General features: G+C 69.6%; 13 protein-coding genes and 2 tRNA genes. 10 read left to right on the top strand and 5 right to left on the bottom strand.

All coding sequences use genetic code 11. The annotated features are described in order from the left end of the window. Nucleotides 1-95: 95 nt before the first annotated feature. The 3 genes from ACFWV8_RS21055 to ACFWV8_RS21065 form a co-directional block, all read right to left on the bottom strand. Nucleotides 96-168: transfer RNA gene (locus tag ACFWV8_RS21055), tRNA-Gly, on the bottom strand. A gap of 40 nt (nt 169-208) precedes the next feature. After that, nucleotides 209-280 (bottom strand) — tRNA-Gly (locus tag ACFWV8_RS21060). Between the two features lie 126 nt (nt 281-406). After that, entirely contained in the window at nt 407-733 is a 327-nt protein-coding gene (locus tag ACFWV8_RS21065; RefSeq protein ID WP_329385565.1) for an Lsr2 family protein, read from the bottom strand. Between the two features lie 408 nt (nt 734-1,141). Here ACFWV8_RS21065 and purS point away from each other — a divergent pair, with 408 nt between their 5' ends. The 9 genes from purS to purM all read left to right on the top strand — a co-directional run bounded on the left by purS (nt 1,142) and on the right by purM (nt 10,497). Further along, complete coding sequence (gene purS / locus ACFWV8_RS21070; RefSeq protein ID WP_078076409.1) at nt 1,142-1,387, top strand: phosphoribosylformylglycinamidine synthase subunit PurS; 246 nt, start codon at nt 1,142-1,144, stop codon at nt 1,385-1,387. Further along, nucleotides 1,384-2,064, top strand: coding sequence for a phosphoribosylformylglycinamidine synthase subunit PurQ (gene purQ, locus ACFWV8_RS21075; protein WP_384204173.1), 681 nt, complete (start codon nt 1,384-1,386; stop codon nt 2,062-2,064). Before purS ends, purQ begins: the two co-directional genes overlap by 4 nt. After that, entirely contained in the window at nt 2,064-4,346 is a 2,283-nt protein-coding gene (gene purL / locus ACFWV8_RS21080) for a phosphoribosylformylglycinamidine synthase subunit PurL (protein WP_384204175.1), read from the top strand. Before purQ ends, purL begins: the two co-directional genes overlap by 1 nt. A gap of 110 nt (nt 4,347-4,456) precedes the next feature. Beyond that, nucleotides 4,457-4,987 (top strand): ArsR/SmtB family transcription factor, encoded by a 531-nt coding sequence (locus ACFWV8_RS21085; RefSeq protein WP_384204178.1) that lies wholly within the window; start codon nt 4,457-4,459, stop codon nt 4,985-4,987. A 45-nt stretch (nt 4,988-5,032) separates the two neighbouring features. Next, nucleotides 5,033-5,905, top strand: a complete 873-nt coding sequence (locus ACFWV8_RS21090; protein ID WP_384204181.1) for a M23 family metallopeptidase — start codon at nt 5,033-5,035, stop codon at nt 5,903-5,905. Between the two features lie 10 nt (nt 5,906-5,915). After that, nucleotides 5,916-6,710 (top strand): sterol carrier family protein, encoded by a 795-nt coding sequence (locus ACFWV8_RS21095; RefSeq protein ID WP_384204183.1) that lies wholly within the window; start codon nt 5,916-5,918, stop codon nt 6,708-6,710. Nucleotides 6,711-6,792: 82 nt separating this feature from the next. Continuing rightward, nucleotides 6,793-7,617 (top strand): META domain-containing protein, encoded by an 825-nt coding sequence (locus ACFWV8_RS21100; RefSeq protein WP_384204185.1) that lies wholly within the window; start codon nt 6,793-6,795, stop codon nt 7,615-7,617. A gap of 144 nt (nt 7,618-7,761) precedes the next feature. Next, nucleotides 7,762-9,279, top strand: a complete 1,518-nt coding sequence (purF, locus tag ACFWV8_RS21105; protein ID WP_329385584.1) for an amidophosphoribosyltransferase — start codon at nt 7,762-7,764, stop codon at nt 9,277-9,279. 144 nt (nt 9,280-9,423) lie between these two features. After that, nucleotides 9,424-10,497 (top strand): phosphoribosylformylglycinamidine cyclo-ligase, encoded by a 1,074-nt coding sequence (purM, locus tag ACFWV8_RS21110; protein WP_384204188.1) that lies wholly within the window; start codon nt 9,424-9,426, stop codon nt 10,495-10,497. 101 nt (nt 10,498-10,598) lie between these two features. Here purM and ACFWV8_RS21115 read toward each other — a convergent pair whose 3' ends face one another. Beyond that, a complete protein-coding gene (locus tag ACFWV8_RS21115) occupies nt 10,599-10,847 on the bottom strand; it encodes a DUF3073 domain-containing protein (RefSeq protein ID WP_189111161.1) in 249 nt (82 codons plus the stop codon). Nucleotides 10,848-11,148: 301 nt separating this feature from the next. After that, on the bottom strand, nt 11,149-12,258 hold the full coding sequence (locus ACFWV8_RS21120) for a Leu/Phe/Val dehydrogenase (RefSeq protein ID WP_384204191.1): 1,110 nt from the start codon (nt 12,256-12,258) through the stop codon (nt 11,149-11,151). 151 nt (nt 12,259-12,409) lie between these two features. Here ACFWV8_RS21120 and ACFWV8_RS21125 point away from each other — a divergent pair, with 151 nt between their 5' ends. Then, complete coding sequence (locus ACFWV8_RS21125; RefSeq protein ID WP_329385593.1) at nt 12,410-13,258, top strand: hypothetical protein; 849 nt, start codon at nt 12,410-12,412, stop codon at nt 13,256-13,258. The last annotated feature ends 211 nt before the right edge of the window (nt 13,259-13,469 follow it).

Consider the following 13,469-nt stretch of genomic DNA (forward strand, 5'->3'; position numbering starts at 1 on the left):
GTCATCGGTGCACGGATCGAGAGCGAGAAGGGGCCCGCCCGGTGTCGCGTACGACGAAGGTCCCGGCCAACAAGTGACCGGGACCTTCGATACGGAGCGGACGACCAGGTTCGAACTGGCGACCTCAACCTTGGCAAGGTTGCGCTCTACCAACTGAGCTACGTCCGCAGTGCATCGTCCATCAACAACAACCTTCGATGTGATGCAGAGCGGGTGACAGGAATCGCACACTGCGCCTCCCCCTTGGAAAGGGGGCGTTCTACTACTGAACTACACCCGCACGCTGCGTCAGGTTCGGCTTTTCGGCCTTGCCCTTCGGCGTGCTCCAGACTCTAGCCGATCGCTGGGGGTGCAGTGCAACTCCGTTCCCCGGCGTGCCCGTCCGGCCGCGTCGGCGGCCGGTGTCTCAACTCGCCTCGCGGAACGCCTCGTAGACCCGCTTGGGGATCCGGCCGCGGGCCGGCACCTCCATCCGGTGCGAGAGCGCCCAGGCGCGTACGGCCGCCGGGTCGGGCGCGAGGGCCGTGTGCCGGTACGACTTACGGTTCCTGCCGGCATGGGTCTGCCGCCGGCCCGCCTCCAGGTACGGGGCCAGGGCCTTGCGTAGTTTCTTTGCATTGGCGGGATTGAGGTCGATCTCGTACGACTTCCCGTCGAGGCCGAACGAGACCGTTTCCGCCGCTTCTCCGCCGTCGATGTCGTCGGAGAGCGTGACCACTACGCGCTGCGCCACGGATATCGGTCCTTTCATGCGGCACCCGCTCCGTCGGCCCGTGCTTCTGAAACATGGCTGACGTGCGGTGATACCGGCCTTCCGGCTGTTTAGGGGCAATACGCCCTGTCGCTCTATTCCTTTGTACAGCGAACTGCCTCGCATTGTGAAGCCCAGCCAATTACATCAGCGTGTCCGGCGGCAATGGTGAGGGCGAGTTTTTTCCTGGATTTTTCCGTGTGGACTCCCGGCGCGATATCGACGGAGATCGGTGGAGAGTCCGGCGGCGGGTGGATATCTACCCGCGTAGATTTTGTGTGCGGGTACGCTGAGAGGACTCGGGGGGTCGGGGGATTCCCCGGTCAGAACCACAGCCGCACACGGCAGCAGACAGCTGCACACAGCCGCACCACACCACCGGGAGTGCCAGTGGCACGCGTCGTAGTCGACGTCATGCTCAAGCCGGAGATCCTCGACCCGCAAGGACAAGCAGTGCAGCGCGCACTGCCCCGGCTGGGTTTCGACGGGATCGCGGACGTCCGCCAGGGAAAGCGTTTCGAGCTGGAGGTGGAGGGCCCGGTCGACGAGGCCGCCCTCGCCCGCATCCATGAGATGGCCGAGACGTTCCTCGCCAACACCGTCATCGAGGACTTCGTCGTAAAGGTGGAGTCGTGACCACTCGTATCGGAGTCGTCACTTTCCCCGGCACTCTCGACGACCGCGACAGTCTTCGCGCGGTGCGGATCGCCGGAGCCGAGCCTGTCTCACTCTGGCACCGCGACAAGGACATCAAGCAGGTGGACGCCGTTGTCCTGGCGGGCGGATTCAGCTACGGGGACTATCTGCGGGCCGGTGCCATTTCCCGTTTCTCGCCGGTGATGGCGACGATCATCGAGCAGGCGAAGGGCGGTATGCCGGTCCTGGGGATCTGCAACGGCTTCCAGATCCTCACGGAAACGCATCTGCTGCCGGGCGCCATGCTGCGCAACAACCATCTGCACTTCATCTGCCGTGACCAGCGGCTGCGGGTGGAGAACGCGGAGAGCGCGTGGACCGCCGACTACACGGCGGGCCAGGAGATCTCCGTACCGCTGAAGAACATCGACGGCCGGTACGTGGCCGCCGAGCCGGTCCTGGACGAGCTGGAGGCCGAGGGCCGGGTCGCCTTCCGCTATCTGGACGGCAATCCGAACGGCTCGCTCCGCGACATCGCGGGCATCACGAACGCGGCGGGCAATGTCGTCGGTCTGATGCCGCACCCCGAGCACGCCGTGGAACCGCTGATCGGTACGGGCCGTACCGACGGGCTCGGGTTCTTCACCTCGATCCTGAAGAAGCTGGTAAGCGCCTGATGACGATCAAGAACCTGGACACCGTCAAGCACGCGACGGGGACGCCCGACGTCGACCAGCCCTGGAAGGAACTCGGCCTCAAGGAGGACGAGTACGCCCGGATCCGCGAGATCCTGGACCGTCGGCCGACCGGCGCCGAGCTGGCCATGTACTCGGTGATGTGGTCCGAGCACTGCTCGTACAAGAGCAGCAAGGTCCATCTCAAGCAGTTCGGCGACAAGGCCCCGGCCAGTGACGCGATGCTGGTGGGCATCGGCGAGAACGCGGGCGTCGTGGACGTCGGCCAGGGGTACGCGGTCACCTTCAAGGTCGAGTCGCACAACCACCCCTCGTACATCGAGCCCTATCAGGGCGCGGCCACCGGCGTCGGCGGCATCGTGCGCGACATCCTCGCCATGGGCGCCCGCCCGGTCGCCGTCGTGGACCCGCTGCGCTTCGGCGCGGCCGACCACTCCGACACCCGGCGGGTGCTGCCCGGGGTCGTCGCCGGCATCGGCGGTTACGGCAACTGCCTGGGCCTGCCGAACATCGGCGGCGAGGTCGTCTTCGACCCCTGCTACCAGGGCAATCCGCTGGTCAACGCGGGCTGTATCGGCGTGATGAGGCACGAGGACATCCATCTCGCGCAGGCGTCGGGCACCGGCAACAAGGTGATCCTGTACGGCGCCCGCACCGGCGGCGACGGCATCGGCGGCGTCTCGGTGCTGGCCTCCGAGACCTTCGAGTCGACCGGACCGGCCAAGCGCCCGGCGGTCCAAGTGGGCGACCCCTTCCAGGAGAAGCTCCTCATCGAGTGCACCCTGGAGCTCTTCGCGGAGAAGCTGGTCGCCGGTATCCAGGACCTCGGCGGCGCCGGGCTCTCCTGTGCGACGAGCGAGCTGGCCTCGGCCGGATCGGGCGGTATGCGGGTCGAGTTGGACACCGTGCCGCTGCGTGACTCGTCCCTCTCGCCCGAGGAAATCCTCATGAGCGAGTCGCAGGAACGCATGTGCGCGGTCGTCGAGCCCGACAAGGTCGACCGGTTCATGGAGATCTGCGAGAAGTGGGACGTCATCGCCACCGTCATCGGTGAGGTCACCGAGGGCACCCGGCTGGAGATCTTCTGGCACGGCGAGCAGATCGTGGACGTGCCGCCGCGCTCGGTCGCGCACGACGGTCCGGTCTACCACCGTCCGTACGCCCGTCCCGACTGGCAGGACGCGCTCCAGGCCGACGACGCCAACAAGCTTGCCCGGCCGGCGAATTCGGCCGAGCTGCGGGAGCAGGTGCTGCGGCTCGTCGCGTCGCCGAACCAGGCGTCGAAGGCGTGGATCACCGACCAGTACGACCGCTTCGTCCAGGGCAACACGGTGCTCGCGCAGCCCGAGGACGCGGGCATGGTCCGGATCGACGAGTCGACCAACCTCGGTGTGGCGATGGCGACGGACGGCAACGGCCGGTTCGCCAAGCTCGATCCGTACGCGGGCGCGCAGCTCGCGCTGGCGGAGGCGTACCGCAACGTGGCCGCCTCCGGCGCCAAGCCGCTCGCCATCTCGGACTGCCTCAACTTCGGTTCGCCCGAGGACCCGGCGGTCATGTGGCAGTTCGCCGAGGCCACGCGCGGACTCGCGGACGGCTGCCTCCAGTTGGGCACCCCGGTCACCGGCGGCAACGTCTCGCTCTACAACCAGACCGGTGAGACGGCGATCCACCCGACGCCGGTCGTGGCCGTGCTCGGTGTGATCGACGACGTCACGCGCCGTACGCCGATCGCCTTCGGGGAAGAGGGCCAGCTCCTCTATCTGCTGGGCGAGACCCGCGAGGAGTTCGGCGGGTCGGCGTGGTCGCAGGTGATCCACGACCATCTGGGCGGACTGCCGCCGAAGGTGGACCTGGACCGGGAGAAGCTGCTCGGCGAGATCCTGATCTCGGCCTCGCGCGACGGCATGATCGACGCGGCGCACGACCTGAGCGACGGCGGTCTGATCCAGGCCGTCACCGAGTCGTGCCTGCGGGGCGGCCACGGCGCGCGGCTGGTCGTGCCGGACTCGTCGTCGATCAGCGGCTCCGCCACGGGCGACGCCTTCACGTTCCTGTTCAGCGAGTCGGCCGGGCGTGCGGTCGTCGCGGTGCCGCGCAGCGAGGAGACGCGCTTCACCGACATGTGCGGGGCGCGCGGGCTGCCGGCGACGCGGATCGGTGTCGTGGACGGCGAAGAGGTCGAGGTCCAGGGCGAGTTCAGCATTCCGCTGAGCGAGCTGCGGACGGCGCACGAGGGGACGATCGAGGCGCTGCTCGCCTGAGAAAGACTCTCCTGGCCCCCGCCCGGTTCTCACGGAACCGGGCGGGGGCTTTGTCATGCCCGTACGCGGGAGGGGTTGCGCTCGATTACGTAATTACGTAACTTCTTGGTATGGAACTGGAGGAGCGTGTCGCCGAGCTGGAGCGCCGGCTCGCGGCGCTGGAGCGCGCGGAGCCGGAGGCGTCGCCCAGGCCGCCGCGAGGGGAGCGGCCGGGGCCGACGCAGGACGACACCTTCCGGCCGCTCCAGCTCCTGGAGGAGCAGCTCGCGGAGCTGGACGCGCCCGGCGGCGGCGTGACGTACACGGGCTCGGTACGGCTGCCGACCGAGGAGCACTACAAGTGGCAGTTCACCGAGCTGACCGACGGGGTGCTCGACGCCGACTGGTCGGTTGCCGCCGACTGCTTCGCCGCGCTCGGGCACGCCGTACGGCTGCGGCTGCTGCGCGAGATCCTCGGCGGTCTGCGTACAGCGGCCGAACTGGCCGCGCTCGACGACATAGGCACCACCGGCCAGATCTACCACCACCTGCGCCAGCTGACCGGGGCCGGCTGGCTCCAGACGACGGGGCGGGGGCGTTACGAGGTGCCGGGCGCCCGGGTCGTACCGCTGCTGGTGATGCTGTCCGCCGCCAGGAACTGACGAGGAACTCACCACCCCCACCGGAGAACCGAGGTGACCCGCACCATGTCCGTCCGGAAACTGGCCATGACCGTGGCCCGCGCCTGCTGGCTGTTCGTCCTCGTGCTGGTCCTCGGCATGATCTTCGCGAACCGGTATCCACCGCTGTGGCTGCTCTGCGTCCCCGCCGTGCTGCCCATCGTGGTGTTCGTGGTCCTGGGCCGGCTGACGTCGGCCGCGCTGAAGGGGCCGACCGCCCGCGCGCCCGTCGAGACACTGGCGCCGGTGTCCGGGCGCTGGACCGCGCTCAACAGCCCGGCGGACAAGGTGCCCAGCCATGGCATTCACGGCTACGGCCAGACGTACGCCATCGACATCCTGGCCGCGCCGGAGCCCGACACCCGCCCGCCGTTCGCGAAGCTGTGGCCGCTCGCGCGCGGGAACGGCCGCTATCCGGCCTTCGGCGCCCCCGTGCTGGCCGTCGCCGACGCGACAGTCGTACGGGTGCTGGACCGGCGCCGCGACCATCTGACCAGGACCTCTCTCCCGGCGCTCGCCTGGATGATGCTGGTCGAAGGAGCGGCACGGGAAGCGGCGGGGCCGTCGTGGATCGTCGGCAACCACGTGGTGCTTGACCTCGGTGACGGCACGTACGCCCTGTACGCGCACCTGAAGCAGGGCTCGGTGACCGTCGCGGCCGGGGACACGGTGCGGGCGGGGCAGCGGATCGCGGCGTGCGGCAACACCGGCAACTCGACGGAGGCCCACGTCCACTTCCAGCTGATGGACGGGCTCGATCTGGACACGGCGCGCGGCATCCCCTTCACCTGGCGCGGCGTGGGGGTCCCGGCCAACGGCGAGTCGTTCACGCCGCCCGAGGCGCTGACCCCGCGGGAGACGTCCACGACGGAAGTCCCGTCCGCCGACCGGCTCGATTAGCCTCCCGGCTATGCCCCCGGCCAAGAAGCGCAAACAACGCGGTTACGACTCCGACAGGACCCGTACCGCTGTCCTCACCCAGTTCGCGCACGTGCGCGAAGCGGTCGCCGCCCTCACCCCCGAGCAGCTCGCCCAACCCGCGGGCCTCGGCGACTGGACCGTACGCGAACTGACCGCACACCTGTGCATGGGCGTCGAGAGCGTCAGCCGCGCGGTGGAGCAGCCCGCGCCGCCCGCCGTGGAGCTGGGACTGCCCGAGTGGGCGTTCGCGACCGCCGCGGTGGCCGCCCCGATCTCGGACGACGTCAAGGTGTACGCGGCCTCCGCCGAGCCCGCCGAACTGTTCGAGCGCACCGCGGGCCGGATCACCGGCCTGCTGAAGGACACCCCGCCCGAGCGGCTGATCGCCGTCCGGGTCGGTGCCATGAGGCTGGGGGACTTCCTGGTCACCCGTGCCGTCGAGCTCGTCGTCCACACCGACGACCTGAACCGCGCCCTCGGGCTCGCCGTCCCCCTCGACCGGCAGGCACTCGCCGCCTGCACCCGGCTGCTCGCCGACGCGCTCGCGATCAAGGCGCCGGGAGCGTCCACGGAGGTGCGGATCCCGCCGTACGCCGTCGTGCAGTGCGTGGAGGGGCCCCGGCACACCCGCGGCACCCCGCCGAACGTCGTCGAGACGGACCCGGTCACCTGGCTGCGGCTCGCCACTGGACGTACGGCATGGACCGACGCGCTGGCAGCGGCACGGGTCAGCGCCAGCGGGGAACGCGCGGACCTCGGCGGGCTGCTCCCGGTCATGAGCTGAACGGGCCGGGCCCGGCCCGCGCGGCAACCGCACGGAACCGGACCCGGGCCTGTCTCGTCCCACCGGTATGCGGAAACAGTCAGTGACCACCGTCACCGCCCTCACGACCCTGGCCCTCCTCGCCCTCGCCGGCTGCGGCACCGAGTCCGGCAGAGAGTCCGACGGGGCGGCCGAGGCCGGGAGCTCGGTGGGGACCGATCTGCCCCTCACCGATGTGCGCTGGAACATCGAGAGCCTGAACGTCGGCGGCAAGAAGGCCCCGGTGCCCGAGGGCGCCAGTGTGGAGATCGACTCCAAGGGCAAGGCCAGCGCACGGACCGGCTGCAACTCCATCGGCGCAGAGGTCACCATCGAGGGCGACACCCTCACTGTCGGTGAGAAGTCCACGACGATGATCGCCTGCCCGGACGAGCTGGCGGCCTTCGAGAAGGCACTCGGCGACGCCTTCGGCGGCAAGCTCAAGGCCAAGGTCGAGGACAAGAAGCTCACCCTCACCGGCGCCGGAGGCGACTCCATCGCCCTGTCCGCCGAGGAGCCGGCCCCGCTCGTGGGCACGGGGTGGGCCGTCACCAGCCTTCTCGCCGGGGAAACGGCCAGCTCGCTGCCCAAGGACAAGAAGGGCGAGACCGCGAAGGCGACGCTCACCTTCGCCAAGGACGGCACCGTGAGCGGCGACCTCGGCTGCAACACGTTCTCGGCGTCCGCGAAGACCACGGACACCACGATCACCTTCGGGCCGGTCAAATCCACCAGGAAGATCTGCCCGGAGCCGGGAATGTCCCTGGAACGCAAGCTCCTGAAGGTGCTCGACGGACAGGTGACGTATGAGGTGCACCACCGTGAGCTGACCCTCAAGACGGCCGACGGCAGCGGTTTCGGGGCCGCCGCCGGCACCCCCGCGAAGTAGTACAGGCGCGGTTCCGCCTGGTGAAGGGGGGCCTCCCCGGCCGGGCCGGTGGCGACACGCCGCCGGCCCGCCGCGGGGTCCGTCTCCCGGCCCACTTCCGTACCGCATTCGGACCAGCGGTCGATCTCGCCTACACTCGGTGGCGTGCCTCGTGGTGATGGACGACTCAGCCACGACCTCCTCCCCGGCGAGAAGGGCCCTCAGGACGCTTGCGGCGTCTTCGGAGTCTGGGCCCCCGGTGAAGAGGTCGCCAAGCTCACCTACTTCGGACTGTATGCACTGCAACACCGCGGACAGGAATCCGCGGGTATCGCAGTGAGCAACGGCTCCCAGATTCTTGTCTTCAAAGACATGGGCCTTGTCTCACAGGTCTTCGACGAAACTTCCCTCGGCTCCCTCCAAGGGCATATCGCCGTGGGCCACGCCCGCTACTCCACCACCGGAGCCTCGGTGTGGGAGAACGCGCAGCCGACGTTCCGGGCCACCGCGCACGGTTCGATCGCGCTCGGTCACAACGGCAATCTGGTCAATACGGCGGAGCTCGCCGGACTGGTCGCCGACCTCCCCAAGGAGAACGGCCGCACGACCCGCGTCGCGGCCACCAACGACACCGACCTGATCACGGCGCTCCTCGCCGGGCAGACGGACGACGACGGCAAGTCCCTCACCGTCGAACAGGCCGCACCGCGGGTCCTGCCGCACGTCAAGGGCGCCTTCTCGCTCGTCTTCATGGACGAGCACACCCTGTACGCGGCCCGCGACCCCCAGGGCATCCGCCCGCTGGTCCTCGGCCGGCTCGAACGCGGCTGGGTCGTGGCCTCCGAGAGCGCCGCGCTCGACATCTGCGGCGCCACGTACGTCAGGGAGATCGAGCCCGGCGAGCTGATCGCCATCGACGAGAACGGTCTCCGCAGCTCCCGATTCGCTGAAGCGAAGCCCAAGGGCTGTGTCTTCGAGTATGTGTATCTGGCCCGCCCGGACACCGACATCGCCGGCCGGAACGTCTACCTCTCCCGGGTGGAGATGGGGCGCAAACTCGCCAAGGAAGCGCCGGCCGACGCCGACCTCGTCATAGCCACTCCCGAGTCAGGCACCCCCGCCGCGATCGGGTACGCGGAGGCGAGCGGCATCCCGTACGGCTCGGGACTGGTGAAGAACGCGTACGTGGGCCGGACGTTCATCCAGCCCTCACAGACCATCCGCCAGCTCGGCATCCGCCTCAAGCTCAATCCTCTTAAAGAGGTCATCAGGGGCAAGCGCCTGGTGGTCGTCGACGACTCGATCGTCCGCGGCAACACCCAGCGGGCCCTGGTCAAGATGCTCCGCGAGGCGGGCGCCGCCGAGGTCCACATCCGGATCTCGTCCCCGCCGGTGAAGTGGCCCTGCTTCTTCGGCATCGACTTCGCCACCCGCGCGGAGCTGATCGCCAACGGCATGTCCATCGAGGAGATCGGCAGGTCACTGGGTGCCGACTCCCTCTCGTACATCTCCATCGACGGCATGATCGAGGCGACCACCATCGCCAAGCCGAACCTCTGCCGCGCCTGCTTCGACGGCGAGTACCCGATGGACCTGCCCGACCCCGAACTCCTCGGCAAGCAGCTGCTGGAGACCGAGCTGGCGGGCGGCGCCGACGCCGCCGACGCCCTCAGGCGGCCCTGACACCGGCCGTGAGCGCCCGTGAACGTGAACGTGCCCGTACAGGCCCGCCGCGACCCTCCTCCCGGCCGCGGCGGCCCACGGCCACGTCCCGGACCCACGGACCCGAACCGTATCTCCGCAGCAATGACACGAAAGCTCCCCGCCATGCCAGCTGAATCCTCCGGTGCCTCCTACGCCGCCGCGGGCGTCGACATCGAGGCCGGCGACCGCGCCGTCCAGCTGATGAAGGAGTGGGTGAAGAAGACCCAGCGCCCCGAGACCGTCGGCGGCCTCGGCGGCTTCGCCGGCCTCTTCGACGCCTCCGCCCTCAAGCGCTACGAGCGCCCGCTGCTCGCCTCGGCCACCGACGGCGTCGGTACGAAGGTCGATCTGGCCCGCAAGATGGGCGTCTACGACACGATCGGCCACGACCTCGTGGGCATGGTCGTGGACGACCTGGTGGTGTGCGGCGCCGAACCGCTGTTCATGACCGACTACATCTGCGTCGGCAAGGTCTTCCCCGAGCGGGTCGCCGCCATCGTCAAGGGCATCGCCGAGGGCTGTGTGCTGGCCGGCTGCGCCCTCGTCGGTGGCGAGACGGCCGAGCACCCCGGTCTCCTCGGTGAGGACGACTTCGACGTCGCCGGCGCCGGTACGGGCGTGGTCGAGGCGGACCGGCTGCTGGGCGCGGATCGTATCCGTACGGGTGACGTGGTGATCGCCATGGAGTCCTCCGGGCTTCACTCCAACGGGTACTCGCTCGTCCGGCACGTGGTGTTCGACCGGCTGGGCTGGTCGCTGGAGCGCGAGGTCGAGGAGTTCGGCCGCACGCTCGGCGCGGAGCTGCTGGAGCCCACCAGGATCTACTCGCTGGACTGCCTGGCCCTGACCAGGACCACCGAGGTGCACGCTTTCAGCCACATCACCGGCGGCGGCCTTGCCAACAACCTGGCGCGCGTCGTCCCGGACCATCTGCACGCGACCGTGGACCGCTCGACCTGGACGCCGGGCGCGGTCTTCGACCTGATCGGCTCGGCGGGTCAGGTGGAGCGTACGGAGCTGGAGAAGACGCTCAACATGGGCGTCGGCATGATCGCCGTCGTCCCCGAGGAGTCGGTGGACAGCGCCCTCACGACGCTCGCCGACCGGGGCGTGGGCGCCTGGGTGGCCGGCGGCATCGTGGACCGACAGAGCACCGGCGCGACTACGGGCGCGGCGCTGACCGGGGACTATGCCTAGTTCAGTGGGCGCGCCGACGCGGCGCCGGTCTCATGGTGAAACCCGGTCCAGGGAGCCCGGACCGGGTCACATGGGTGATTTCTTTTTGAGGTGTACGTACGTCAAGCGCCGCGACGCTGTGACGACGGGCCGGACTCCTCGTCCTCTTCGTCGTCGTTGTACAGCTCCGCGTACTGTGCGTACGGGTCATCTTCCTCGTCGTCATCCTCGAACGGCTCAGCGTTCGGCGGTTGACTCGAAGGCGATGCGCCCAGCTCATTGGCCAGACGCGACAGGTCTGTCCCGCCGCTGTTGTACTTCAGCTGGCGGGCGACCTTTGTCTGCTTGGCCTTGGCCCGGCCGCGCCCCATGGCTCGACCCCCTCGGTGACGGGGCTCCACGGCCCCAGAGTCTTGACACGCGTTCATGTTTCAGAACGAGCTCTCCGCAGAGAGACCCGTCCTTAGGACTTCAACGGTACCTGCTTCCGCGGCCATACGGTACGCCGCCCGCATGACGCGCCTCGGCGCGGGACCGGCGAGAACGGGTGTCCTCGCTGGTCAGCTGCGATTTTAACCTCTTCTTGAGGGGCGACCCGCCGACCGGGGTGAGTCTCGTCTCCCCCGGAGCCGCGCGACGGCGTCGCACCGGCCGGCCGCCCCGCCGGGGACCTCAGCGGAGGCGGGCCTCCGAGATGCGCTGCTCGGCGATCCGGTCGGCCGCCGCGGCCGGCGGAATCCCGTCGTCCTTCGCACGTACGAATATTGAAAGCGTGGTGTCGAAGATCTTCGCGGCCTTCGCCTTGGACCGCTCGAAGTCGAATCCGTGGAGTTCGTCGGCCACCTGGATCACGCCTCCGGCGTTCACCACGTAGTCCGGCGCGTAGAGGATGCCGCGGTCGGCCAGATCCTTCTCGACGCCCGGGTGCGCGAGCTGGTTGTTGGCCGCCCCGCACACCACCTTCGCGGTCAGTACGGGCACGGAGTCGTCGTTCAGCGCGCCGCCGAGCGCGCACGGTGCGTAGACGTCCAGACCCTCCGCGCGGATCAGCGCGTCGGTGTCGGCGGCGACGGTGACCTCGGGGTGCCGGTCGGTGATCCGGAGCACCGAATCGTCCCGTACGTCCGTGATCACGACGGACGCGCCGTCCTGGAGCAGATGCTCCACCAGGTGGTGTCCGACCTTGCCGACGCCCGCGATGCCCACCTTCCGGCCACGCAGCGACGGGTCGCCCCACAGGTGCCTGGCGCTCGCGCGCATCCCCTGGAAGACACCGAACGCAGTCAGTACGGAGGAGTCGCCGGCGCCGCCGTTCTCGGGCGAGCGGCCCGTCGTCCAGCGGCACTCGCGGGCGACGACGTCCATGTCGGCGACATACGTACCGACGTCGCACGCCGTGACGTAACGGCCGCCGAGGGAGGCCACGAACCGTCCGTACGCCAGCAGCAGCTCCGTGCGCTGACTGCCCTCGAACTGCTCGGAGTCACCGATGATCACGGCCTTGCCACCGCCGTGGTCCAGACCGGCCATGGCGTTCTTGTACGACATCCCCCGCGACAGGTTCAGCGCGTCGGCGACGGCGTCCTGCTCGGAGGCGTACGGGTAGAAACGAGTGCCGCCCAGGGCGGGGCCCAGGGCGGTGGAGTGCAGAGCGATGACTGCCTTGAGCCCGCTGGCGCGGTCCTGACAGAGGACGACCTGTTCATGGCCACCCAGCTCGGAGTGGAACAGGGTGTGCAGTGCGTCGACTGTCGCGACAGGGGCTCCGGTCACATCGGTCACGGTGGTGACTCCCAAGTACGAAGCGGTGAAAGCCCTCCTGTGGGTGGGGAGGGACTGTTTGGGCATGAGGGTAAGTCCTACCGCGACGTAGATCCGACGCAGTGCCGAGGATCACCCTCCCGGGGGGTACGGGCATGGGACGATTCGCCGCATGCCAGCGGTGTCTTCACTCCTCGTCCCTTACGCCTCCTACCTGCGCGTGTACGAGCCTCTGGCCGCCTTCCCCGAGCCCGAGAGAAGCCACTGGGCGCGTTACGCCGCCCGGGAGCGTACGCCGACCGCACAGGACGAACTCCGGCGCTCCCTGGCGGACTTGCTGCCCACGCCACCCGTCGCGGTGCCGGTGCACGAGAGCGCCGACGCGTTCGTGACGGAGGTGGACGGCGTGGTGTGCGTCTGCCCCTGGCGCACCCGGCTGCGCGGCTGGCTGGCCCTGGAGTCGCTGGGCGACACCCTGCCGAAGCCGCTGCTGGAGGCCGTGCTGCCCTCGGTCGTACGCGAGCAGGCGGCGGCCGACTTCGAGCAGTGGCGCGACCGCAACCCGGACGCCCGGCCGTGGATCAGGACGGCGGTCTGGCAGGTGCCGGTGCGCTGGTTCACGCTCTTCGCGGACGACGAGCGCGAGTACCGGGCGTACGAGGAGTCGGGCCCCACGGCGCCGGCCCTGCGCTACCGGACCCCGATGGTGCAGGCGCGGCGGAGGCTGGCCCGCGCGCTGAAGGCGCTGCGGGAGTCGGTCGACGAGGGCCCGCTCATTGAGGGCCTCATAGACGTGGGACGGTGGCTGGAGGAATTCCACCCCCGCTCGCTGGTCGAGCTCGACTACGGCGGGCTGGTGCACGCCCTGACCGGGCCGCAGCTCGCCGACGACCGGTCGGCGGCGGACGTGGCGGCCGGGATCGCGGCGCTGCGGGCCGGCGACGGCGAGGCGGCGGGCGAGGCGTACGAACGCCTGGCGGAGCGCTGGCGGGCGGTCAGGGACCGCCAGTTCGCCAACTGAGGCCTGGGTCACAGGCGGGCCGTGGCGTCCCTGTGGCAGGCGTGGTGCCATGCGTCCCGCACCCAGGGGACTTAGGGGGTGTCTTGTCGATCTTGCCGGGCTCGCGGTCCCTGGTGCGCGCGCTCGCCGCGTTGTCGTCGGTCGCCATGGCTCCGCCATGTCTCCCTCCTCCGCCTTGCGATCGCACGCACCAGACCCCGCTCCCTAATCC

Origin of the sequence: Streptomyces sp. NPDC058665, assembly GCF_042714995.1 — a bacterium.
In the GTDB taxonomy this organism is placed as follows: Bacteria; Actinomycetota; Actinomycetes; order Streptomycetales; family Streptomycetaceae; genus Streptomyces.

What these genes read in the sequence shown, in the direction of transcription:
- ACFWV8_RS21125 (WP_329385593.1), top strand. Translation starts at nt 12,410, where the DNA reads ATGCCAGCGGTGTCTTCACTCCTCGTCCCTTACGCCTCCTACCTGCGC.
- ACFWV8_RS21090 (WP_384204181.1), top strand. Translation starts at nt 5,033, where the DNA reads ATGTCCGTCCGGAAACTGGCCATGACCGTGGCCCGCGCCTGCTGGCTG.
- purL (WP_384204175.1), top strand. Translation starts at nt 2,064, where the DNA reads ATGACGATCAAGAACCTGGACACCGTCAAGCACGCGACGGGGACGCCC.
- ACFWV8_RS21095 (WP_384204183.1), top strand. Translation starts at nt 5,916, where the DNA reads ATGCCCCCGGCCAAGAAGCGCAAACAACGCGGTTACGACTCCGACAGG.
- ACFWV8_RS21115 (WP_189111161.1), bottom strand. Translation starts at nt 10,847, where the DNA reads ATGGGGCGCGGCCGGGCCAAGGCCAAGCAGACAAAGGTCGCCCGCCAG.
- purM (WP_384204188.1), top strand. Translation starts at nt 9,424, where the DNA reads ATGCCAGCTGAATCCTCCGGTGCCTCCTACGCCGCCGCGGGCGTCGAC.
- ACFWV8_RS21085 (WP_384204178.1), top strand. Translation starts at nt 4,457, where the DNA reads ATGGAACTGGAGGAGCGTGTCGCCGAGCTGGAGCGCCGGCTCGCGGCG.